General features: G+C 67.7%; 21 protein-coding genes, 1 tRNA gene and 2 pseudogenes. 14 read left to right on the top strand and 10 right to left on the bottom strand.

The genetic code is table 11. The annotated features are described in order from the left end of the window. Positions 1 to 120: 120 nt before the first annotated feature. The 3 genes from VGX25_RS15575 to VGX25_RS15565 are packed head-to-tail and all read left to right on the top strand — an operon-like array spanning position 121 to position 2,963. On the top strand, positions 121 to 669 hold the full coding sequence (locus VGX25_RS15575) for a D-alanyl-D-alanine carboxypeptidase (protein ID WP_326918495.1): 549 nt from the start codon (positions 121 to 123) through the stop codon (positions 667 to 669). Between the two features lie 37 nt (positions 670 to 706). Continuing rightward, entirely contained in the window at positions 707 to 1,861 is a 1,155-nt protein-coding gene (alr, locus tag VGX25_RS15570) for an alanine racemase (protein ID WP_326918494.1), read from the top strand. Then, positions 1,854 to 2,963: a D-alanine--D-alanine ligase family protein gene (locus VGX25_RS15565; protein WP_326918493.1), complete on the top strand. Its 1,110-nt coding sequence runs from the start codon at positions 1,854 to 1,856 to the stop codon at positions 2,961 to 2,963. Before alr ends, VGX25_RS15565 begins: the two co-directional genes overlap by 8 nt. A gap of 299 nt (positions 2,964 to 3,262) precedes the next feature. On the opposite strand, the gene VGX25_RS15560 is transcribed toward VGX25_RS15565, so the two are convergent. Next, entirely contained in the window at positions 3,263 to 4,033 is a 771-nt protein-coding gene (locus VGX25_RS15560) for a PIG-L deacetylase family protein (RefSeq protein ID WP_414635825.1), read from the bottom strand. 902 nt (positions 4,034 to 4,935) lie between these two features. Then, entirely contained in the window at positions 4,936 to 5,997 is a 1,062-nt protein-coding gene (locus VGX25_RS15555) for a DUF1841 family protein (RefSeq protein ID WP_326918491.1), read from the bottom strand. Positions 5,998 to 6,148: 151 nt separating this feature from the next. On the opposite strand from VGX25_RS15555, the gene VGX25_RS15550 reads away from it, so the two are divergent. The 6 genes from VGX25_RS15550 to VGX25_RS15525 all read left to right on the top strand — a co-directional run bounded on the left by VGX25_RS15550 (position 6,149) and on the right by VGX25_RS15525 (position 12,031). Next, entirely contained in the window at positions 6,149 to 6,907 is a 759-nt protein-coding gene (locus VGX25_RS15550) for an SNF2-related protein (protein WP_414635823.1), read from the top strand. Further along, entirely contained in the window at positions 6,801 to 7,871 is a 1,071-nt protein-coding gene (locus tag VGX25_RS15545) for a DEAD/DEAH box helicase (protein WP_414635821.1), read from the top strand. Before VGX25_RS15550 ends, VGX25_RS15545 begins: the two co-directional genes overlap by 107 nt. After that, on the top strand, positions 7,868 to 8,680 hold the full coding sequence (locus tag VGX25_RS15540; protein ID WP_326918490.1) for a hypothetical protein: 813 nt from the start codon (positions 7,868 to 7,870) through the stop codon (positions 8,678 to 8,680). Before VGX25_RS15545 ends, VGX25_RS15540 begins: the two co-directional genes overlap by 4 nt. 392 nt (positions 8,681 to 9,072) lie before the next feature. Further along, entirely contained in the window at positions 9,073 to 9,867 is a 795-nt protein-coding gene (locus tag VGX25_RS15535) for a hypothetical protein (RefSeq protein WP_326918489.1), read from the top strand. Between the two features lie 103 nt (positions 9,868 to 9,970). Continuing rightward, the gene (locus tag VGX25_RS15530) at positions 9,971 to 10,441 is read left to right on the top strand and encodes a UPF0158 family protein (RefSeq protein WP_326918488.1); all 471 of its coding nucleotides are present in this window, start codon (positions 9,971 to 9,973) and stop codon (positions 10,439 to 10,441) included. Between the two features lie 393 nt (positions 10,442 to 10,834). Then, on the top strand, positions 10,835 to 12,031 hold the full coding sequence (locus VGX25_RS15525) for a plasmid pRiA4b ORF-3 family protein (protein WP_326918487.1): 1,197 nt from the start codon (positions 10,835 to 10,837) through the stop codon (positions 12,029 to 12,031). Here VGX25_RS15525 and VGX25_RS15520 read toward each other — a convergent pair. The 5 genes and pseudogenes from VGX25_RS15520 to VGX25_RS35685 form a co-directional block, all read right to left on the bottom strand. Continuing rightward, positions 12,009 to 12,164 (bottom strand): hypothetical protein, encoded by a 156-nt coding sequence (locus VGX25_RS15520; protein WP_326918486.1) that lies wholly within the window; start codon positions 12,162 to 12,164, stop codon positions 12,009 to 12,011. The genes VGX25_RS15525 and VGX25_RS15520 overlap by 23 nt on opposite strands. An 892-nt stretch (positions 12,165 to 13,056) precedes the next feature. Continuing rightward, positions 13,057 to 13,782, bottom strand: a complete 726-nt coding sequence (locus VGX25_RS15515) for a hypothetical protein (RefSeq protein WP_326918485.1) — start codon at positions 13,780 to 13,782, stop codon at positions 13,057 to 13,059. A 191-nt stretch (positions 13,783 to 13,973) separates the two neighbouring features. After that, positions 13,974 to 14,868: pseudogene (locus VGX25_RS15510) on the bottom strand (IS982 family transposase). 429 nt (positions 14,869 to 15,297) lie between these two features. After that, on the bottom strand, positions 15,298 to 15,573 hold the full coding sequence (locus VGX25_RS15505) for an HD domain-containing protein (protein ID WP_326918484.1): 276 nt from the start codon (positions 15,571 to 15,573) through the stop codon (positions 15,298 to 15,300). After that, the gene (locus VGX25_RS35685) at positions 15,537 to 15,938 is read right to left on the bottom strand and encodes an HD domain-containing protein (RefSeq protein ID WP_414635820.1); all 402 of its coding nucleotides are present in this window, start codon (positions 15,936 to 15,938) and stop codon (positions 15,537 to 15,539) included. The genes VGX25_RS15505 and VGX25_RS35685 overlap by 37 nt, the downstream gene beginning before the upstream one ends. Positions 15,939 to 16,044: 106 nt before the next feature. Between VGX25_RS35685 and VGX25_RS15495 the strand changes: the two genes are divergently transcribed. The 5 genes and pseudogenes from VGX25_RS15495 (at position 16,045) to VGX25_RS15465 (ending at position 19,467) form a co-directional block, all read left to right on the top strand. Next, a complete protein-coding gene (locus VGX25_RS15495; protein WP_326918482.1) occupies positions 16,045 to 16,836 on the top strand; it encodes a bifunctional DNA primase/polymerase in 792 nt (263 codons plus the stop codon). 537 nt (positions 16,837 to 17,373) lie between these two features. Beyond that, positions 17,374 to 17,688 (top strand): annotated as a pseudogene (locus tag VGX25_RS35910) (DUF3631 domain-containing protein); the annotation flags it as partial. Next, positions 17,687 to 18,097 carry a DUF3631 domain-containing protein gene (locus VGX25_RS35905; protein WP_422652979.1) on the top strand — a complete coding sequence of 137 codons (411 nt, stop codon included), beginning with the start codon at positions 17,687 to 17,689 and terminating at the stop codon, positions 18,095 to 18,097. The pseudogene VGX25_RS35910 and the gene VGX25_RS35905, both read left to right, overlap by 2 nt. Then, complete coding sequence (locus VGX25_RS15470; RefSeq protein ID WP_326918507.1) at positions 18,085 to 18,309, top strand: helix-turn-helix domain-containing protein; 225 nt, start codon at positions 18,085 to 18,087, stop codon at positions 18,307 to 18,309. Before VGX25_RS35905 ends, VGX25_RS15470 begins: the two co-directional genes overlap by 13 nt. Before the next feature lie 720 nt (positions 18,310 to 19,029). After that, positions 19,030 to 19,467: a tyrosine-type recombinase/integrase gene (locus VGX25_RS15465; RefSeq protein ID WP_326918479.1), complete on the top strand. Its 438-nt coding sequence runs from the start codon at positions 19,030 to 19,032 to the stop codon at positions 19,465 to 19,467. Positions 19,468 to 19,720: 253 nt separating this feature from the next. Here the strand turns inward: VGX25_RS15465 and VGX25_RS15460 are convergent, their stop codons facing one another. From VGX25_RS15460 to VGX25_RS15450, 3 genes are all read right to left on the bottom strand, one after another. Then, the gene (locus VGX25_RS15460) at positions 19,721 to 20,278 is read right to left on the bottom strand and encodes a hypothetical protein (protein WP_414635819.1); all 558 of its coding nucleotides are present in this window, start codon (positions 20,276 to 20,278) and stop codon (positions 19,721 to 19,723) included. Between the two features lie 101 nt (positions 20,279 to 20,379). Continuing rightward, positions 20,380 to 20,453 (bottom strand) — tRNA-Pro (locus VGX25_RS15455). Between the two features lie 178 nt (positions 20,454 to 20,631). Beyond that, entirely contained in the window at positions 20,632 to 21,786 is a 1,155-nt protein-coding gene (locus tag VGX25_RS15450; protein WP_326918478.1) for a sensor histidine kinase, read from the bottom strand. Between the last annotated feature and the right edge of the window lie 10 nt (positions 21,787 to 21,796).

Below are 21,796 nucleotides of genomic sequence, written 5' to 3'. Positions count from 1 at the left end.
AGCGCCCGCGCTCCGGTATCCACCGCCCGCGGCGGTTCGTGTCGGACCATTTCCGGGCCGTGGCCTTCTCATGACACGACAGGGATCGGGCGCGCGCATTCGGTGTCGACAGTGGGTGCCATGGTCGAAATCGAGTCCCGCTCGGTGTGGCTGCGTGCCCTGGTCACCAAGCTGATCGCCCGATGCCTGCTGCCCCTGACCGCGCTCCGCGCACCCGGTCGGGCCCGCTGGCTCGCCTGCCAGTGGGCGCTTGGTATCCGGTTTCCGGCAGAGGATCTCGAAGGGCTGTCCCCTCCCGCGCGTGCCGCGTTCACCACCGCCCGCGCCGAGGCGTTCTGGCGGCACGGTCAACTGATCGGCCTCACCTCCGGCCACCGGGACGCCGCCGAGCAGCATCGGCTGTTCATCGCGGAGGTCCGCCGCACCGGCTCGATGGCGGCGGCCCGCCGCCGGGTGCTCCCACCCGAGGAATCCGCCCACGTCGCGGGCATCGCCTTCGACGTGCGGCCGGTCGGCGGGGCACGCTGGCTCGAGCGGCACGGCCACCGCTACCACCTGTACCGCCGCTACGACAACGAATGGTGGCACTTCGAGTACCGGCCCGAGTACGACGGGCAACCACCCCCACGCCTTCCACACCCCGGCTGTAGCACAACCGTGACACGGTGATCACGGCGCGCGGACATCGTCCGGCCACGGTGAGCCCATGCGTATCGCGTCACCGCACGCGCACGCCGTGGTGCACCTGGACGCGGTGGCGCACAACACGGCGCTGTTCGCCGCCGCTACGAAGGCGGCGGTGATGGCGGTCGTCAAGGCCGACGGCTTCGGTCACGGGGCCGTGCGGGTGGCCAGCGCCACGCTGTCCTCGGGCGCGACCTGGCTGGGCGTGACGACCTGCGCCGAGGCGCTGCGGCTGCGCGCGGCCGGTATCACCGCCCCGATCCTGTCCTGGCTGCACAGCCCGCTGGAGGACTTCGGGCCCGCGCTGCTGGCCAATGTGGACCTGTCGGTGTCCGCACGAGACCATCTCCGTGCGGTCGCCGCGAGCGCGGCGAGGCTGGGCGTCACCGCCGAGGTGCACCTGAAGGCGGACACCGGACTGCACCGCAACGGCGCGCGACCCGAGGAATGGCGAGAGCTGGTGCGCCTGGCCCGCGATCTGGAGACCAACGGGCACGTGCGGGTGCGGGGCGTCTGGTCGCACCTGGTCAGCGGCACGCACGCGGCCGGGGACACGACCCGGTTACAGGTCAAGCTCTTCGACGAGGCGGTCGAGGTCGCGCGCGGCGCCGGGCTGCGACCGGAGATCCGCCACCTGGCGAACTCCGCGGCGACCCTCGGCGCACCGCGGACCCACTACGAGCTCGTCCGTCCCGGCATCGGGCTCTACGGGGTGGAGCCCGATCCACGGCACGTCTTCGGGTTACGCGGCGCCATGACCCTGCGCGCACGCCTGATCCTCGTCAAGCGCGTGCCGGCGGGCAGCGGCGTCTCCTACGAGCACGACTACGTCACCGACCGCGACACCACGCTCGCGCTGGTGCCCCTTGGCTACGCAGACGGTCTGCCCTGGGCCGCGGCCAGGCACGCCCAGGTCTCGATTGCCGGCCGCAGGTATCCGGTGGCCGGCCGGATCGCGATGGACCAGTTCGTCGTCGACGTCGGCGACGCCACCGTCCACACCGGAGACGAGGTCGTCCTGTTCGGACCCGGTACCGAGGGAGAGCCGACGGTGGCCGACTGGGCCAGGTGGGCGAACACCGTCCCACACGAGATCGTCACCGGAATCGGCCCACGGGTGGCACGTCGCCATGTCCACACAGGCGCCCGCCGGATGGAGGAGCCGTTGCGTGCCTGAGCCGAAGATCCGACTCGCCGTCCTGTTCGGTGGTCGCAGCGGTGAGCACGAGGTGTCGTGTCAGTCGGCGGCCAGCATCCTGATCAGCCTCGACCGGGAACGCTACGACGTCCTGCCGGTCCGGATCGGCAGGGACGGTGTCTGGGCCAGCGTCCCCACCATGCCCGACCTGGCGACCGTCGGGGAGGTCCTGCGCTGGCAGCACAACGGCTTCCCCGACACCGGCCGCACCACGCCGGCGGCCAGCATGTTCGCCACCGCGCGCGAGCTCATGTCGTGTGACGTCGTGTTCCCGGCGTTGCACGGCCCCTGCGGGGAGGACGGCGCCGTCCAGGCGATGCTGCAGGGATTCAAGATCCCGTACGTCGGCAACGGCGTCGCGGCCAGCGCGCTGAGCATGGACAAGGAGTACACGAAGAAGATCGCCGCCTTCGCCGGTCTCGCGGTGGCCGACGGCGTCGTGCTGCGCAAAGGGCAGCACGAGGTCTCCCCGGAGGACCGCGACCGGTTGGGACTCCCGGTGTTCGTCAAGCCCGTCCGCGAGGGCTCGAGCATCGGCGTATCCAAAGTGGAGGACTGGACCGAGTTGCCGGAAGCCCTCGACCGGGCGCGCAAGAGTGACCACAAGGTACTCGTGGAGGCGGCGGTCCCGGGCCGGGAGATCGACATCGGAGTGCTCGAACGCCCGAGCGGCGATCTCGAGGTCAGCCCGCCGATGGAGATCCTGCCGTCCACCGAGCACGCCTTCTTCGACTACCGGGCCAAGTACGCCGACTCCAGCACCGTTTTCGACGTCCCCGCCAAGCTCGACCCGGCGACCACCCATGCCATCGGCCAGGACGCCCTACGCCTGTTCCGCGAGCTGGGCTGCTCCGGTCTGCTGCGGGTCGACTTCTTCCTCCGTCCCGACGGGACCAGGATCCTCAACGAGGTCAACACCTTCCCCGGCTTCACCAGCGTCTCCCAGTACCCTCGGATGTGGCAGGCCGCCGGCCTCGACTACGGCGACCTCCTCGACGTCCTGGTCGACACCGCCCTCACCAACCAGACAGGCCTCCGCCAACGCCGAGGTGTCCACCCACCGGGCCGGCCGCGCCGTTGACGTGCACCGCCAACTCCGGCAACAAGATCGACACGTCGTGCAGGTTGAGATACTGGTGGCAGGTCATCGTCGGCCGGGGCGCCCGCGATGACGGCGCGGGCGGAGTCGCGTCGTCATCGTGGGCACCCTCTCGCCCGAACAGATCGAGGCCGGCAGGCGTCTCGGGAGACTGCTGCGTGAAGCGCGAGCAGACCGGGCGCGTTCGGCACGATCGCCCGCCTCGGCGAGGTACTCGACGTGCCGACACAAGACCTCGCCGTCGCATGGCGGACGGGCATCGTCACCGGGTGACCGGTGAGTCAGTCCTGCATGGCTTCGGTGAAGAACTCCGGTGGTGCCTGCAGGTCGTGGGCGCGGAACAGGACGGCGTGCTCGACGCCCATGGCCCTGCCGCTCATCGCGGTGAACTTCGGGATGATGTCCTCGGGAGCGGGGTGGCCCGGGAGCGCGGCGAGGTACGCGGCGTGCGCCTCGAGCGAGGCGACCCCGCGGCGCAGCGGCTCACCCGTGACGTCGACGCCATGGGTAGCGCCGGAGCCGGCCAGCCCGGGGACAATGAACCAGCGCACGGAGTGCGGTTCGAGGCCCTCCTCGTCGACCTGCTCCGGGAAGACCCACCGGTTGCCCGCGTCCCGCACCGCATCGAGCGTCGCAAGCCCGGCCGCGCGATGATCAGCCTGGTCGAAGCCATACGGCGTCTCGACCTCATAACCGGCGCCGAGTACGACATCGGGCTTGAACCGGCGAATCTCCCGGCAAATGTCCCGCCGCAGATCGAGACCGTACACGAGCACGCCGTCCGGATGCTCCAAAACGGTCAGATGCTTGACACCAACAACTTCGCATGCGACCTGCTGCTCGGCAACGCGCAGGCGTGCCGTCTCCTCAGGAGGGTTCGGCATCCCAGCCTCACCCCGGGTAAGCAGCAGATACCCAACCTCGATACCACGCGCAGTCCAACGAGCGACAGCCGCGGACGTGCCATACTCCATATCGTCAGGGTGCGCAACCACACAGAGCACCCGCTCGAAGGACTCCTCGGGAAGTGCAGGCAATGTCATGCCGACCATCCTCCCGCGCCCAACCCCCACCGTCCGCCCTTTGAACGTTGCCGATGAGCCCCGGCCCAGCGGACAACGAGCCCGGCCGGACCGAACACAGCGCCGACGTACCAGCTCCCCCCAAGTACACGGCGAGCCGGGCGGTGGCCAGCAGATAGTTGTAGCGGGCGACCTCCGGGTAGTTGCCCGAGCGCAGGGATCGGTTCCAGTCGCGCAGCAGCCAGGTCTTCGATACGCCGGTGGTGATCTTGGTGAGGTCAAGGAGTGGCATCGATCGAACCCTCCGAGCCAACGTGTCCATGACCGGCGTGCTCGACCTCGAAGGCCAGATCCTGGGGCAAGTTTCGTCGTCGCGGGCCAGTATCTTGACGGCGATACCGGATTGCCAGAGATGCCACCCGTTGCGCGTAAGCAAGCAGATTGTCCAACTTGCCTACTGGCCACAGGATTGAGCGAGCGCACGAAAAGCAATTTACCAGGCGGGAGGCTCTCATGTCCGACGACCCGACCAGCGACCACTGCGCCTCCGCGGGAGGAAGTACGTCGGCGCGCGGAATCCCCAATGCCGACAAGCCCGGGCCACTGGCTGGTGCCGCCGTGGCCCGCCGACGCGACGTTCAGCGACGTCGTGCGGCATTTCCTGCGGTTCCACCCGTGGGGGCAAGGCAAGCACCGCGCACCTGGCCGCCTAATTCCCGGGCTACGAGGCGGCGCTCGGCGCGGCTCCGCCGGCGTATGCGCTCTCCACGCGCTGGTGCGCGGATATGCACAACTGCATCCGCCGATGCGCACGGCTCTACCGGGACGAGCGCGCCGCAAAGTCGAACAGAAACGTCTCGGCGTTGCAGACTACAACACGGATTTCCAACCCGTCATCGGTATTTCAAGAACGGGCGTCGTAAAATTGCCCGTCATACCTTGATTGATTCGAGTGCCCTGTTGATCGCGTCGCGGTCGACGGCCGTTGGGTCGAGCGGCTCCTCGCCCAGCCAGTCCAGGTAATTGTCGTGCTCGGGGTGGCGGGGGTTGGTGATGGCCTCGAGGAGGTTGTAGTAGCCGGGGATTCCGCCGCAGTCCTCGGGTGGTCCGGCGTTCTCCGCGGCCAGACACACCACGCGGGGATCGTCCTCGGCGGGTTCGACGGACTCCACGGCGATGTCGTGCACCCAGTTGTCGCCGAAATCGTAGGTGTAGCGCAGCCGGTCGCCCTTGCGCGGTGCGGCCGCGGCCAGCGTGGCGCGGCGTTCGTCCTCGGTGCCGGGGACCGCCCGGTAGCCGTGGTCGGCGTAGCGGCGGCCGTTCGCCTCGAACTCGTGCAGGTGGTCGTTCTCCCAGCCGAAAGCGGCCTGGATGACCCAGTGCAAAGTGTCCAGCGGGATGTCGCCGGGAAGGGACAGCCGCCGCCAGATCGGCGGATCGCTGTCGGCCAGGGTGACCTTGATCTGGTAGGTCGGGTGGCTCGGCTCGGCACGTGCGGTGGGCCTGCCGCGGCCGAGGGCGTTGAGCGCGCGCCGGTAGGCGTCGACGTCGAACGGCGCGGCACGGACCAGAGCGGGGTGCAGGTGCTCGGTCGCGACGGCCATCAGCTCGTGCAGCACGTCGTGGCGGTGCATGCCGCCGTCGCGCAGCCGGCGGGCGGCCTGCCACGCCTCGGGCGGGTCGCCGTCCCACAGCTGGTTGGCGATCAGCTCGTGCAGTGCCAGGTGCAGCCGGGGGTTGACGCCGTCGATCTCGCCCTCGAAGGACGGGTCGGCCAGCGCCTCGTGGTACTCGGGGTGCTCGCCCTTGATGAGCAGCCCGCGCTCGTCGGAGTCGGCCGGGTCGAGCTTGGGGAAGTCCTCGCCGCCGATGGTGGTGCCGTGGTACGGCATCGCGAAGAACCGCCGCTCCAGCGTGTCCTCGACCTCCGCGCGGGGCAGCACGGGCGCCAGGTCGCCAAGATAGGACGCCGGGTCGAAACCGTGACCGGTCACCTGCCGGCGACCGCCACGTCCGCCGGACTGCCGCGCCTTGCTCTGCTTACGTTTGCGTCCCCTGCTGACCGGACTCACCGCGGCAGGCTCCCACGACTCGCCGGGACGTAATCAGCCGGGGTGCGGTGCCCGCCCACTACGGTTGAACCCGATGTTGGTTCGCGATCCGGATCTCCCAGGGCAGGGTGAACCACCGGCCCTACCCGACCAGTTGTTGAGCCTGCTGGCCCGGTTACGCGCCGCTCCGGTCGTTGATCCGGCGGCGTCGGCACTGGTGGACCGGGCGGTCGCGGTGTTGCGCCGGCCCGGGTTCGACACGCTGTTGTCGTTGCCGCAGTTGGGGTTCGAGCCGTTCGACTACCAGCGGGAGACGGCCGCCACCGTGCTGCGCCGGATGCGCGGCCGGGCCATCCTGGCCGACGAGGTGGGCCTCGGCAAGACCATCGAGGCCGGTCTGATCACCGCGGAGCTGCGGCTGCGCGGCCTGGCCGACCGGACGCTGGTGATCACGCCGGCCGGCCTGGTCGAGCAGTGGCGCGACGAGCTGGAACGCAAGTTCGGCCTGCCCACCGCGATCCTGGCCGGCAAGGACCGGGTTCCGGACCGGCGTGGGAGCGGGCCGGTGCTGCTGGCCTCGCTGGCCGCGGCCCGCCGCGATCCACTGCGGACGGAGCTCACCGGCACCGGCTGGGATCTGGTGATCGCCGACGAGGCACACCGGACTGCGCGCGGCACGCAGCGCGTCCGGCAAGCTGATCCGTGCGCTGACCGCCCGGTTCCTGCTGCTGCTGACCGCGACGCCGGTGGAGAACCGGCTGCAGGACCTCTACGAGATGATCTCGCTGGTGGCGCCCGGCCTGCTGGGCACCCCGGCCCAGTTCCGCATCCGGCACGCACCATCCGGCCATGACGTCGGCAGCCCGCGCAACCTCACCGAGCTGCGGGCCAGGACACGGCAGGTCATGGTGCGCCATCGCCGCAGCGAGGTCGCGCTCCGGCTGCCGCAACGCCTTGCCGAGACGATCCTGGTCACGCCGGACGCCGACGAGCGGAACATGTACGCCGAGCTGACCGAACGCGTCCGCGCCGAGGCGAAGGAAGCGCCCGCCGGGCGGCGCCTGGCGCTGCGATCGGTTGTCCGGCTGGCCGGATCCACCCCGGCGGCGGCCGCGCCGACGCTGGCCAAGCTCGGCTGGACCGACCTGGCCGGCGCGGCCGGCGCGATCACCGATCCGGCCAAGGCCCGCCTGCTCGTGGCGAAGCTGGGCGAGCACGCGGCCCGCGGCGAGAAGGTGCTGGTGTTCACCGCGTTCCGGCAGACCCTCGACGTGGTGGCGAAAGCCGTGCGCGCCGCCGGGATCGATCCCGCCGTCTACCACGGGAGCCTGCCGCGTGCGGACAAGGAGCGGGCGATCATGGAGTTCCGCGACCGCAAACCCGTGCTGCTGTCCACCGAATCCGCGGGCGAAGGCCGCAACCTCCAGTTCTGCCACGTGATGATCAACCTTGACCTGTCGTGGAACCCGATGCAGATCGAGCAGCGCCTCGGCCGCCTGCACCGGGTCGGCCAGACCCACGACGTGCTGCTGACCAACCTGGCCTGCCGGGGCAGCATCGAGGAACGCATCCTGCACGTCCTGGAAACCAAGATCAACATGTTCGAGCTGGTCGTCGGGGAGCTGGACATGATCCTCGGCCGGATCGACGAGGACTTCGACTTCGAGCAGGCCGTGTTCGACGCCTTCACCGCCACCGACGACGCCGGCTTCGTCCGGCGCATGGCGGAGCTCGGCGATCAGCTGGCCGCGGCGCGCACGACCTACCTGTCGGACCGGCGCACCGTCGACATCCTGGTCGGGACGGACGGGTCATGACCGCACGGCGGGCGCCGGCCTTCGCGTTCTGGTTGGACTACCTGGATTCCCGGGGTGGGCTGTGGGAGCGGACCGGGGACACCGTCCTTGCCGTGCTCCCCGAGCAGCTGGCCGGCCGGCACGATCTGCCCGAGTCGGCGCTGATCACCGATGACCCGGACGTCGCGCGGGAGGACGGCGTGCTGTTCCTCGGCGCCGGGCATCCGGAGATCGACAAGGCCGCCGAGGCGGTCGTGGAAACCGGGGATGTCGCCGCCCTCGCCCTGCCCCACTCCGCCAAACCGGTGTCCAGGGAGGATCTGCTCGCGCGGATCCGCGAGCGGGTTCCCGTCGACCACGGCCGGATCGACGCGTCCGGCGCACCGATCCGAACCCACCGCGCGGTGCTGCGTCTGGAGGCGATGGTCAGTCACACCGTCTCCACCGAGGAGCGGTTCACCGAGGTCACCGAATGCCTGATCGACGTTCCCTCGCGGATCGCCTGGCCCGAGGACCCGGCCGCGCGGCTGCGGGACGCCGTGGCGGCGGCCGACACCCTGTCCCGGACCGAGGCCAGAACGGGCGACCTGGTTCCCGCGCTCGCCGCCGCCCACCGGGTGCTCGACGACGCCGCGGCGGCGCGCGGGCGGATCCTGGCCGCGCATGCCGACGCCGAGCGCGCCACGGAGGTCGCCAGGGCCAACGACTACTACGCCGCGGCTCTCGCGGCCATCGACAAAGCGCCGGATCGGCGCCGACCCGAAGCGCGCGGCCCTGCTGGACGCCCGCGCCCAGGCCACCGTGGCCGAGCGCGACCGGCGACTGGCTGAAATCGACGAGAAACACCGCCATAGCCACACACTGCGTCCGTTCCGGCTGCACCTGGTCGAGGTGCCGGCCTGGCGGCTGGCCACCGATGTTCGGCGCGGCGATCGCCGCTGGCCGCTGACCTTCGACTACCTGCCCGCGCTCGGCACCGTCGCTCCGGTCCGCTGCCCCGCCTGCCACGCGCACGCCCCGCTGGTCGCGACCAAGACCCGACTCGGCTGCACCGCCTGCGTACCCGCCAGGCACCCGTGCCCACGACATCCCCACCACCGCCGGCCCGCAAACCGGCCGCGCGACCGGCAGCCAGCGACCCTGACCCGTCGGTATCCGGGAGCCGGCGCCGGCCGGAACCTCGCAATCCGCACGGCACCCGTCCCGCTCCCCCGGCGCCCCGATGATGACCGCGGCTCGCCCCGCCGGCCCGGCACTGCCCGGCCGAGCCGAGGAACGGAAGGTCATCACCTTCTGGAACCACGCCGCGGCCGGCGAGCACCGCAAGCTCACCCGGCTGATCGCCCCCGACTCACCGCTGGCCGCCCTCACCCGGCTCTACGGCGCGCTCGGCCCCCTGTACGGCATCGGCGTCCCCGCCGGGCACACGCCTACGAAGTTCACCTGCGGCAACTACGACCGGCCGGTGGCCGGGCAGCGCGGCGGCACCGCCGGCGCCCTGCACACCCGGGACGACCAGTATCCCTACCTGCTGCTGTGGTCACCGGAACGGCTGCTGGAAGAGGTCTTCCCGTACGCGGAGCCGTGGTACCTGGGCAGAGCCACCTGGTTCCACCGACCGCCGCGCACCGCCCCGGCACCCCATACCGACCTCGACCCCGTGGCCCAACTCCTGCTCACCCACGTCACCGCCCGGCACGGCCTCACCTTCACCGCCCGAGCCCTTGCGGCATGGTGGCGCTTACCCGCCGCCGACGATCTCGCCACCCGCTTCCCGCCCCGGGTGCTCGCCGCCGCCGTGGACCGCGCCGTCCGCTACTGGTCCGGGGCCACCTACCCGGACGCGGCCAAGACATTCCGCGCCGACGAGTCCCTCGTCCGCAAGGCCACTCCCTACTGCAGAAACACCTCCAACTCAACGACACCCGCAACTGGTGACTTGGCATCAGCGGGACGCATCGCGATGCCGTGGCGGACGTGCCCGACCTGGACCGGCCCGGACCACGGCCGAGTATGAGGTGTCTGCAATTCCGCGCCATCCAGCCCTCCGGCGGGAGCTCCCTCCCCCGACGGGAGAGGGAGGCGGCTCGGCTCAACCCGACCAGGACTACGGTGGTCCGATGCTGGATCTGAGCCGCCTTGACGTGGACGAGATCGGGCAGGCGCTGGCGGACCAGACCGACTACGAGCACCGGTGGCTGATCAACCCGGTTACCGGTGAGGTCGGGTTCTGGACCTCCGAACTGGGCATCGACGGTCAGACACCGGTCGACCTCGACGAGTTGGACGAGCTGTGCATCGACCCGCTGCCGCCATACGTGTGGTACCAGGACATGGCCGACTTCGCCGAACTCGTCACCGACGAGCGCGCCGGGCGGCGGCTCACCCGGGCAATACAGGGACGGGGCGCCTTCCGCAGGTTCAAGGATGAGTTGCACGAGGAGTTTCCGGACCTGCTGCCGGCCTGGAACGCCTTCCGCGACTCCCGAACCCGGCGCCGCGCGGTCGAGTGGCTGGCCGACAACTCGCTCATCGATGACGACGCCGCCACGCGATACCTCGCCGAACATCCCGACCCGGACGTGCCATGAGCCGCGTGATCACCCGAGTGCCGAATAGGCGGGCCTGAGCAGGTCGGTCAGCGGGCGACCGCGCACGTGACGCCGATCGCACCGGACTCACCGGGGCAGGTTCCACAATCGCCGGAACGCGATCGGCCGGGGGTGACCGCCAGGTTCGTCCTTAGTGGACGAACCTCGCGAACCCGGGAGCGGTAGGCGGCTCATGCGGGCGCAGACGCCTTCCGCGGATTCAATGACGAGCTACCCGACTGCCTCGCCAAACACCCCGATCCGGACGATCTCCCAACCACGGCCTCGTAAGGTGAGGCACCATGCCACCAGATCGCTCTGAGGGTGAGGATCCAGCCACAAGGGATGTCCTGCTGAGGCGGTTCACCGAGGCCATCTCGGGGCTCGGACCCGGTGAGCTACAGGGGGCGCTGCAGCAGGTGCTCGCGGCCGGCGCGGGCCGCGTCGATCCGTTCGAGCGCCCCGGCACCGCCGTCACGCCGGCATCCACGCCGCGGCGACGTCGTCACCTACCAGGTCCGCATGGACCTCAGAGGTACCAAGCCGCCGCTGTGGCGTCGGCTAGAGCTCGCCTCCGACCTGTTCCTCGACGATCTTCACGCCGTGATCCAGACCGTGTTCGGCTGGACCGACAGCCACCTGCACCGGTTCGGCAGCGGATCGACGTATTACAGCCAGGACAACGAGTACTACCTGTCCCCGTTCGAGGTTGAGGAGGGCGAGACCGGTATCCCCGAGGAGCAGGTGCGCCTCGACGAGGTCCTGATCGAGGTCGGCGACACGCTGTTCTACAACTACGACTTCGGCGACGACTGGCAACACACGATCAAGCTCGAAGCCGTCCACCCCCGCGACAACGCGCAACCGGTGGCGATCTGCACCGCCGGACGGCGGCCCGGCCCCGCCGAGGACTGCGGCGGGGTCTCCGGCTACGAACTGATCGCCGCCGCCACCGACCCCACCCACGCCGACCACACCGACGCCGTCGCCGAATACGCCCGCTACTTCGGCTCCGACGCCGACCCGGCCCACTACCGCCCCACCCCGTTCGACCTCGACGAGATCAACACCATGCTCGCCGACCTCGGTAACGGCGACACCGGGCAATCCCCGCACAAGGCACTCGACGAACTCGTCCACGCCATCCGCACCAGCAACGGCAAACAGCGACTGCGACGGCTCATCGGCAACGCCACCCTGGACCAGCCCGTGCACGTCGACGTCGACACCGCGGCCCAGATGGTCCGTCCCTACACCTGGCTGCTGGATCGCGTCGGCACCGACGGCATCGCCCTCACCGGCGCCGGCTACCTGCCCCCGGTCCACGTCGAAGCCGCTACGGCCGAACTCGGCCTCGCACAGGAATGGATAGGCAAGGGCAACCGCGAGAACCTAACACTGCCGGTGCTCAGCCTGCGCGAATCAGCACGGAAAGCCGGGCTGCTCCGCAAGCACCGCGGCAAACTCCTGCTCACCGCCCGGGAAACAGCCTGCGTACGGATCCCGTCGCGCTGTGGTGGCATCTCGCCGCAACCACACCCGCCCGCTCCACCGACCCCTGCGAGACTCAGGCCGGGCTCATCATCCTGATCTTGACCGCCGCGCGGGCCACCACCAACCTCAACACGACCATCGCCGAATTTCTCAGCGCGATCGGTTGGACGACCACCGACGGCACGCCGCTGACCGGTTCGATGGCCGCCCACGCGGCCTGGGACACCATGGCCCTACTCCGCCGTATTGGTGCTTCGCCCAAGAAGAACACAACCACAGTCGACCCGACCGCCCCACACCGGGCGGAACCACCTTCGCCCGAGCCGCCCTCACAACCTGGCCCAACCACTAGAGATCAACCTGCTGGCCACACAGATCCGCCGGAAAGCACCGTAGGCGCCGGAGGTGTCCGCCTACCAACGGATGTCGACCGCGCCGGGCCCGCCCGGTGCCCACACCTCACCCGAAATGAAGCATCAGCATCAAGGTGCCCATGACCGGCATGCTCGACCTCGAAGGCCCAGACCAAGATCCAAAAAAGAAAGAGCTTCCATAGGCTGTAACCCGCGGAAACCCTAGATGCCGTTGGGCTGACAGGATTTGAACCTGCGACCCCTTGATCCCCAGGCACTTTACAGCGGTTTTGAGGTGGATTCCGGGCGCTTCACCAGCATGCTCTCGGTTCGTCGAAGTCCACTAGGGGCTGCGGTCATTGTCACCCAGTTCGTCACCCTCCGGCCTCGCCATTCCCATCCGGCTTGCCGTACCCCAGAGCCGCCCGCCCACGCCCTATGGCTCAACACAAGAGCCGAACCGAAGCTTGCTTGGCTGATTTATATGCACGGCAAACCGCCTAACCATCCCCATTTTTAAGTGAATCGCAGCTCTTCATAATTGTCGCATCAGTTGGCAAACCGATCGTGCGCCAGACTATCACTACCGTATTATCAACTCGAGAGATGACTATTGGGCCATAGACGTATGTCGTTCCAGAGTTCGATCCCAAAAATAGCCCACATGAGTTCTTGACGCTCCCATCATTGAACCCTTCCGCCTTGTACTCTACTAGCCCGCGCACAGCAATAGGCACACCCATACTGGGAGCATAGTACCCGGACTCATTACTCCCCCTTGTGCATCTCATCTTGTATTATTTCGGCACTTATGCGACCGCTGAGAAACTGGAATACTAAATTGCCCATTGCTATAATGGCGGCGACAATTAATCCTAGGTAGAACCGTCGAGGCCTATCCCGCATGACACCCGTCAGGATCAAATAGGAAGCACCGAGTGCTGCCGAAATAACGACTGCGACACCGCCGTAATTGGCGACATCGAAACTCCACCGCCCATCCGTATTAACATTGTATAGCAGAGACCCGCCCGCTGCAAGTAGTCCTGCAAAAAGCAGGTATATCAGACCTTTTCTTCCACCGCCACCCCTCCGTTCGCGGACATACAAAATAGCAGATGCTGCCGCAACAAGGGCGGCAAATCCCAGGAACGCCACGCCAGCTCGAATTACAAGATACTGGGTTGTTACTCCAACCTGTTCCGGCTCCAACCGAAATGCCCAATAATAGCTACTTACATAAAGCCATTGAAATATGAAAAAGTACCCGAGCAGCACTACATTCAGCCCGACAAGTACCTGCAGCGAGCCTAGTGTCGTCTTGATCGTTTCTCCCAAGCTCCCACCGACCATATGGTTTTCGCCCTTGTTACGCAGAATTCCCTTGTCATGGAGATTGGAGTTGGGCTCGAGGAGCCCTACAACCCTTGCGGGCTGGAATTTGGACACGCAGTTCCGCCAAGTAACGATGGCCGCGAGAACTGTGGCGAGCAAGACGAAACCCCGACGACGTTGCCCGTGACTGTCGTATGACACAAACGGAAGTATAGACGGCCAGTAGATCCGCGCGGAGGCAGCCGGCCAATGCACATCCCCGTCCGGGCGCGAAACTGTATGACGCAAACCTGACCGATCCACGATCCCTCTGTCCGCCCCGGCCTAGATGACTGATTCCTTATTGATCTTCAGTGGTCGTAGGCGATGAGGGACCGTTTGACCTGGGCGTTGATCTTCCAGTTGTGCCAGATCACGGCGGCTAGGGCGAGTAGGCGTTGGGCGATGCGGGCGAAGACCCCGGCGGGGGTGCGCCCGCCGTGGCCTTCCAGGGTGAGCTGGTCTTTGAGCGTGTCGTAGATCGCTTCGATCCACTGCCGCATGCCGGCAAGGTTGCCCAACCGGCGCTTTTCGTCTTTGCGGTCCGGTCGGGCGAGCAGGACGCCGGTGATGTCGGCGGCGAAGCGTTCGATGTCTTTGCCGGCCAGGCCCTTGTCAGCCAGCACGACCATGCCCTGCCGTAGCGCACCGGTATCGCGGGCATGACCGAGCAGTTCCTCGCACACCTCCCGTTCCCCGATCTTCGGGTCGGCCAGACGCCAGGCCACCGGCATGCCCTCGACGGTGGTGATCAGATACAGCTTCAGGCCCCAATACCAGCGGGAGTGCCAGGCGCAGTAGCCGTAGTTGGCCCACCCGACCAGATCCGAGCGTTTGGCCGTTTCCCGCGAGGTGCCGCAGGGACCGGGGTGGCGTCCAGCAGCCGCAGATCGTCGGTCCACGACGGGCACAGCGTGGCCAGGTAGCGGGTGATCTGGCAGATCAGCGGCGCGGCGGCCTTGATCCGCTTGTGGTAGTCGGGCTGCTTGGGCAGATACCGAAACAGGTGTCCCAGCCGGGCGTAGCACAGGCGTAGCCAGTGATGCTCCCAGCGGGCACCCAGCAGGACCTGGGCCACCGCCAGACACACCAACTCGGCGTCGGTCAGCTTCTTGGGCGACCCGCCCGGCGCTGTTGGGGCGGGATCACATGATCGTCGATCACCACGTACAGTGCGGTCAGGAGGGTATCTAGATCTGCAGTCACGAGCGATCATGGATGCCCTCCTCCCCTTTGTTGATCAAGCCGCCACGCCGCACCAACCGGAATCTAGGAATCAATCATCTAGACGTCGGTTACCTTGGTTACATCTGTAACGTCGCTGGTCAGGCCAGTGTTTCGGGTGGCTACGCTCCAAGTACCGGGGTTACCCCCTGTTGCAGCCTCCCGCACCCCCAGAACCCTGTAACAGCGGGGGTAATCGGGGTGCCCGAGCGGGTTACTGTGCCACACGCGACTGACCTGCGATGTTATGCCTGTACGGCAGTAACCGACTTTGGCAGCAGTGTGGCACCACAAGTCTGGGGGGTGTAACCGGGTGCCCGGACACGGTCAGGAACCACGCCACGAACGTCACCGCGTCCACACGCGGAAGGTGCATCAGTGCTTGAGTCCCTGGCGTGCGCGGGTGCTGGCTCACAGCTCGTGGTAGCTCGATGCAAATGCCATCCACCACCCGCGCGGGTTGGAAGTTGTAATCGCTTGTGCGAGCTGTTTTGCGGATTCGGTACGTAGAGCGTGAATTGACGTGTCCTGCCAGGCTTCGGCGGCGTATCCCTGCGTCCTGTACTCGGAGGTCTGCAATAGGGTCTCGATCTTGTCGGCGTCGTGGGCGACCTTCGATTCCAGTGTCTCCGTGGCCTCGTACTCGGCGGTCATCGCCTGAAAGACCTTGGCGATCTCATCGAGCATGCCCGCGGTTTGGTGAGCAGTAACGGCCTGCGGCACTGCCGTCGTGACGTATGCACGTCCAACCGAAGGGACATCGCCGATCCAGCTTCGTGGACGTCGTGCATCAAGCAGAGGGCGGCTGTTCGGCCAGGGTCGGCACCTTCAAGCGCAGCAAGTGCGATCCCGACAAGGCCGACACGGAACGAGTGTTCGGCGACGATCTCAGGCTGCGTGATGCCAAGCAGGAGCCATCCAGAGCGAGGAAAGTGCTTCAAGTGGCCTGACTCGAACGGGAACGCTGCGATTCTGGCGAGCGGGTGACTTTCACGGCGGGGGACCTGCTGACTGCGCACAAACTTGGCGCTGACCGACCTGAGTCTTCCCATGTGGGCAGAACTCGCGGCAGCACAGTTCTGCCCGGAATGCCTGCACGACTTCTTGTACCCACCCGTGGAGGCGGACCGATGAGCACACGATCTGGTCGTCGCTGCTGTGGCCGCGACCGAGCGCGGTTGGTACGTCTTCCCGCTGCGGACAGGCAGCAAGCATCCGGCGTTGCACGGTGCCGACCACTGCGACCGGTCCGGTGACTGCCGCGACGGTCACCGCATCCCCGAACAGCGCGCGGTGTCTACCCTCACCGAACGAGACCGCGCCCTGTGGGCCAAGCACGGGTGGAACGTCGCGGTCGCGACCGGCCCGTCCGGTCTGGTCGTGGTGAACCTGGACGTGCCGAAGGTCGACGACAAGCCCCGTCCGGACGAGTGGAACCTGCCCGGCATCCACGACGGATTCGACGTGTTCGCCACCGTGTGCGAACAGGCCGGCCACCCGGTCCCGTGGGACACGTTCACCGTGCGCACCCCCAGCGGTGGAACGCACCTCTACTACACCGTCCCGCCGGGCATCCAGCTCCGCAACACCGGAGGCGGCCGGGGACGCGGACTCGGCTGGAAGGTCGACACCCGCGCGTTGGGCGGACACGTGGTCGCGGCGGGCTCCGTTGTGGACGGACGCCCCTACGAGATCGAACATGACCGGCAACCGCAACCACTGCCCCAGTGGCTCTGTGAGCGCCTAATCCCCTTTAAGTCCCGGCCGCGCCGGGTTCGCGCGTCCACGGCCGCCGTAGGGCCTTCCTGCAGGCCGCAATCGACGGGGAGGTGGAACGGGTCACCTCCGCACAGACCGGACGCAACTGGGCGCTGTACTACGCGGCCTGTGCGCTCGGACAACTCGTCGCCGGTCGCGCACTGTCCGAACAGGACGTGCGAGACACCCTGATCGCTGCCGCGGCCGGGCACGTCGCCGACGGTGCCTACAGCCTGCGGCAAGCCCACCTGACCATCACCTCCGGCCTACGCGCCGGAGCCAACCGTCCCAGGAGCGTTGCATGACCAACGCACTGCGACTCGTGGAAACCAACCGGCTGACCGGTGCCCCGCTGCTGGACGCGGTCACCACGTTCGTGTCCCGGTTCATCGTGTTCCCGCATGAGCACTGCGCGCCGATGCTGACGCTGTGGTACGCGCACACCCACGCCGCGGAACACTTCTACGTCACGCCACGCCTGGTCATCTCCAGCGCCGAACCCGGCTCCGGCAAGACGTTGGTGATCGAGGTCGGGCAATACCTGGTGGCCAAGCCGGAAATGGTGCTCAACGCTTCCACCCCGGCGGTGTTCCGCATGGTCGCCAACAACGGGCCGATCACCTTGCTCTGGGACGAGGTGGACGCCACCTTCACCAGTGGGGGTGGCGCCAACGAAGACCTCCGGGCGATGCTCAACGCCGGCTACAAACGCACCGCCTACGTCGCGCGATGCGTCGGCGACAGCCACAGCGTCCAACGCCCCCCGTCTACTCCCCGGTCGTCCTGGTCGGGCTCGCCGGAGGGATGCTACCCACCATCACCACCTGCGCCATCACCGTCCACATGCGACGTAAGAAGCGGGACGAGACGGCGGAGGAGTTCCGGGAGCGCGTCGTCCAACGCGAGGCGGAACCGCTGCGGGAGGCATTGGCCGCATGGATCGGCGGCATCGGCGAAGCACTTGGCGAGGCGGAGCCGGCCATGCCACCCGGAGTGGCCAACCGCTCCCGGGAGATCTGGGAGCCTCTGCTGGCCATCGCCGATGCCGCTGGTGGCACTGGCCGAACACCGCCCGCCAAGCCTGCGCGCACTTCGTGCGCGAAGCCGACCAGCAGCCCGTCACCACCGGCGTGCAGCTCCTGGCAGACCTGCGCACCATCTTCGCCGACCGGGAAACCGACCGGCTGGCCACGTCGACATCCTGACCGACCTGGTAGCGCTCGACGAGGCGCCGTGGGGCGACATCAACGGCGGCCGGCCCCTCGACCCACGACGACTCGCCCGGGAGCTGGCGCAATACCACGTCACACCCGTCCCGTTCCGCACGGGTGGCCAGATCACCAAGGGCTACGTCGCCTACCCCACCAGCGGCCAACTGGGATTCGCCGATGCCTGGAGCCGCTACCTACCCACCGACAACAACGACGGGGAGGAGGACTCATGGAACCACTGAACACCGTAGTGCCCGAACGGCACCTGTACCGAATCCCCGAAGCCATGCAACTCCTGTCCATGAGCCGATCCGTCATCTTCGAACAAATCCGTGCCGGACGACTCCGGTCGGTCACCCAGGGTCGCTCAAGATTGATTCCCGCTGTGGCCATCAACGAATACGTCCAATTGCTCATCCACGAAGCTGAGGTGAAATATGACCAAGCGTCCTAGCCGGGGTGACGGCGGACTGCATTGGGACGCTCAACGGCAGCGCTGGATCGCGACCGTGACAGTTGGCTACACCCCGGCAAGCGCATTGTCCGGAAGGCTAGCGGTAAGACTAAGACCGCTGCCAAGGACAAGCTCAAGGAGATGCTCCGGGCATCGACGACGGCCTGCCGGTAGCGCCGGAGAACTACTACGTGCGCGACGCCGTCACCACGTGGCTCAAAGTTCGGGCTCAAGGGCCACGACAAGGCCACCGTCGACAACTACCGGCACCTTGCGGAGACCCACATTATCCCGCACCTGGGTAGGCGTAAGCTCCGTGAGTTCCGCCGACGACGTGGACAAATGGCTTGCTGAGCGGGCGGAGAAGCTCAGCACTCGCACACTGCGATTGATTCTCTCGCTACTGCGACGTGTTATCACCTTCGCTCAGGCACGAGACAAGGTAAAGCGGAATGTGGCACTGCTATGCGACTGCCTGACCGGACAAACCGGCCGCCCCTCAAAACCACTGAATTTCGACCAGGCCGAAGCAGTGCAGCCACAGCGGAAGCTGACGACTCGACGATGGGTGCCTACGTCATCACCTCGCTTCTCGGCGGCGTCCGAACCGAAGAAGCGCACATCCACTGAGGGTGGGAGCACGTTCACCTCTTGGAGGACACGGTTGAGTCGAGCGACGACGAACAGAAGCCGCTGCCGCACGTTGACATATTCCGGTCGGTGCGGACCGGAGGTGACACCAAGACCAGGAAGTCTCGCCGTTCCCTGGCCATCCCACAGCGGGTCGTCCGGGAGCTGCGCAAGCAACGCGCTCGACAGGACGCACTGCGGAAGCGGGCCGGAGACCGGTGGCAGGAGAACGGCCTGGTGTTCCCCTCCGAGGTCGGCACCGAGATGGACCGGCACAACGTGCTACGCGGGTTCCGCAGGATCCTCAAGGCGGCCGGGCTCAACCCTCAGGACTGGACACCCCGGGAGCTGCGGCACAGCTCCGTGTCCCTGCTCTCCGACGCCAAGGTGTCCATCGAAATCATCTCCCACCTGGTCGGGCACAGCGACACGACGGTGACCGAACGGGTCTACCGCCACCAACTCCGCCCAGTGATCGAAGAAGGTGCTAACGAGATGGACCGCATCTTCCCGGACACAGCGGCATAGTCGCCCGACGTGGGGTCAGATCCTGTCCACTCCACAGTGGACGGGATCTGACCAGTGTGGTCACTCACCGGCAGCCGTGCGCTGGCCGGGAGCACCGCCCAGCTTGGCCCGGATCGGCTCCGGTAGGCGATCCCGCAACCCTGCGATTGTCTTCGGCTTAGTCACCAGCTCGTCGACCAAATCGTTCGCCGTTTCTAGCAGCATCTCCACCAGAGGTGGACCCTCAGTGTCATCCAACGCCAGGACAACCAACTCACCCCAGCTTGTCCGGCTCCTCGACATGCAGCATCTTGTTGCCCAGGTAGCGCACCACCTCGAGCATCTCACCCAATGGGGTACTCACCCGTCCCCGGATACGATCGATCCGCGTATCCAGCTTCGCGCCTTTCGGTGCCCTTGGGTCCAGAACCTTGATCAGCCGCTCCACCATCGCCCGCGCCAGCGCCGCTCCAGCTCGACGTGATACCGCCGCCACCGTGGATGCCTCGTCGTACAAGCGCCGTACCTCGTCGGGCATGTCCGCATGTGGTTGCGCACCAAGCCGCGCCAGCGGATAGATCATCTGATCGCGTCGCCATACCGATGGCTTGCTGCAACGACTACACCGCGCTTCCTTCCACATCGACCGGTAGCTGTGCCTTCCCGGGACCTCGACCACCTCGCCCTCGCCAACACCAAGTATCTGCCAGTGTTGATGCGCATACACCCCACAACGCGGACAGACGAATGCCTCCTTGTCCAACGCGGGCAGATCGTCCTCCGCGGGCGGCTCCGGCGAGTCAGCTGATCCAGCGCCGAGCATGGATGTCACGTGAGGGCCCTTCCGAGACGTGGCGGCACAGTTACTCAGTTAGTCACTCGCCGACGTAGTCAGGCCCCGTCCACTCCTCGGTGGACGGGGCCTGACCTGCGTCGGGCTGACAGGATTTGAACCTGCGACCCCTTGACCCCCAGTCAAGTGCGCTACCAAACTGCGCCACAGCCCGGCTGCGCTCCGCGGTGCGGAGTGCGACTGGAGTTTAGCGCACCCCGCACCGGCCCCGACGTTTGGTGTCGGCGCCGCTTGGCTAACGCCTGTGGCAGCATGCAGGGACTCGCTGGCGGCGAGTCCCTGCGATCCCCTCGGCCCATTCGTCGCTCCCCCTGCGACGCCGACAGGCGCAACTATGGCTCAGCCATCTGGTCGGTAGTACCGCCGGAAGTCGAGCGAGCCGACTCGACTTTGGTAGGGGCGGAGATCGGGAGCTCGGCGAGGACGGAGAAGCCGCCGTCGGGCAGGGTCGAGGTGCGCAGGGTGCCGCCGACGGCGCGGACGCGCTCGGCCAGGCCTTCGAGGCCGGTGCCGCCGGTGTCGTCCGGGCGGGGGGCGGGGCGGGTGGGGTGGCCGTTGACGACGGAGATGAGGACGTGGGCGCCGTCGCGGACGAGTTTGACCCGGACGGCGGAGGCGGGGGCGTGTTTGGTCACGTTGGTGAGGGCTTCTTGCACGATCCGGTAGATCGCCCGTCCCACGGCCGGGTCGACATCGTCGCCGTCGCCGTCGATGTCGCCGTCGAACTCGATGCGTAGGCCCGCGCGGCATACTCGGGTGAGGAGTTTGGGGAGGTCGGCGAGGCCGAGCGGGGGGCGTGAGTCGTTGATCAGGCCGAGGGCGGCGCGCATCTCGGCGAGGGACTCCTTGGCCAGCACCCGCAGGCGCAGCGCGGCCTCCCTGGTCGCGTCGTCGGGAGCGGTGGCGGCCAGGGCGGCGGACTGCACGGCGATCAGCGTGGCGTGGTGGCCGACGGCGTCGTGGATCTCCCGGGCGATCCGGGCCCGTTCGGCCGCGCGGGCGCTCTCCAGGCGGGCGTCGAGCTCGGCGGAGCGGGCCCGGCGCACCTCGGACAGGCTTTCCCGAAGCCGGCGCCGGACCTCGACGAGGGCGCCGAACGCCGCCGGGCCGGCCAGGCCGACCACGGCGAACGCCACGCTCCACACCCGGTCCGGCCATGGCATGGCCACCTTGAGGTGCAGCGGGAGCAGCATCGCCGCCAGCCCGACGCAGACCCAGGCCACCACGACGGTCCAGCTCCGGGAAACCCGCCCGATCCGGTAGAGCGCGATGATCGCCGGGGGCCAGCCGAGCCCGCCGGCCAGGGCGGGCAGGCAGAACAGCATCGCCAGCCACGGCCAGCGCAGCCGCAGTGGCAGCGCGCAGGAGGCGACCAGGGCGGTGGGGACCGCGAAGGAGAACGCGGTCGGGTGGGACAGCAGGGTGGCCGCCACCGGGATCCCCACCACGAGGATCTCGCCGAGCACCACCCGTAACCAGCGCGGCATGCTCACCCCC

The sequence above is a fragment of the Actinophytocola sp. genome, assembly GCF_035942955.1.
In the GTDB taxonomy this organism is placed as follows: Bacteria; Actinomycetota; Actinomycetes; order Mycobacteriales; family Pseudonocardiaceae; genus DASYTH01.
This window is presented reverse-complemented; position numbering and strand designations above follow the sequence as displayed.

Coding starts and splice junctions, on each gene's coding strand:
- VGX25_RS15575 (WP_326918495.1), top strand. CDS start 121: ATGGTCGAAATCGAGTCCCGCTCGGTGTGGCTGCGTGCCCTGGTCACC.
- alr (WP_326918494.1), top strand. CDS start 707: ATGCGTATCGCGTCACCGCACGCGCACGCCGTGGTGCACCTGGACGCG.
- VGX25_RS15560 (WP_414635825.1), bottom strand. CDS start 4,033: ATGGTCGGCATGACATTGCCTGCACTTCCCGAGGAGTCCTTCGAGCGG.
- VGX25_RS15550 (WP_414635823.1), top strand. CDS start 6,149: ATGTTGGTTCGCGATCCGGATCTCCCAGGGCAGGGTGAACCACCGGCC.
- VGX25_RS15540 (WP_326918490.1), top strand. CDS start 7,868: ATGACCGCACGGCGGGCGCCGGCCTTCGCGTTCTGGTTGGACTACCTG.
- VGX25_RS15535 (WP_326918489.1), top strand. CDS start 9,073: ATGATGACCGCGGCTCGCCCCGCCGGCCCGGCACTGCCCGGCCGAGCC.
- VGX25_RS15530 (WP_326918488.1), top strand. CDS start 9,971: ATGCTGGATCTGAGCCGCCTTGACGTGGACGAGATCGGGCAGGCGCTG.
- VGX25_RS15520 (WP_326918486.1), bottom strand. CDS start 12,164: ATGGTGTCCCAGGCCGCGTGGGCGGCCATCGAACCGGTCAGCGGCGTG.
- VGX25_RS15505 (WP_326918484.1), bottom strand. CDS start 15,573: ATGCTCGATGAGATCGCCAAGGTCTTTCAGGCGATGACCGCCGAGTAC.
- VGX25_RS35685 (WP_414635820.1), bottom strand. CDS start 15,938: ATGGGAAGACTCAGGTCGGTCAGCGCCAAGTTTGTGCGCAGTCAGCAG.
- VGX25_RS35905 (WP_422652979.1), top strand. CDS start 17,687: ATGCCGCTGGTGGCACTGGCCGAACACCGCCCGCCAAGCCTGCGCGCA.
- VGX25_RS15470 (WP_326918507.1), top strand. CDS start 18,085: ATGGAACCACTGAACACCGTAGTGCCCGAACGGCACCTGTACCGAATC.
- VGX25_RS15450 (WP_326918478.1), bottom strand. CDS start 21,786: ATGCCGCGCTGGTTACGGGTGGTGCTCGGCGAGATCCTCGTGGTGGGG.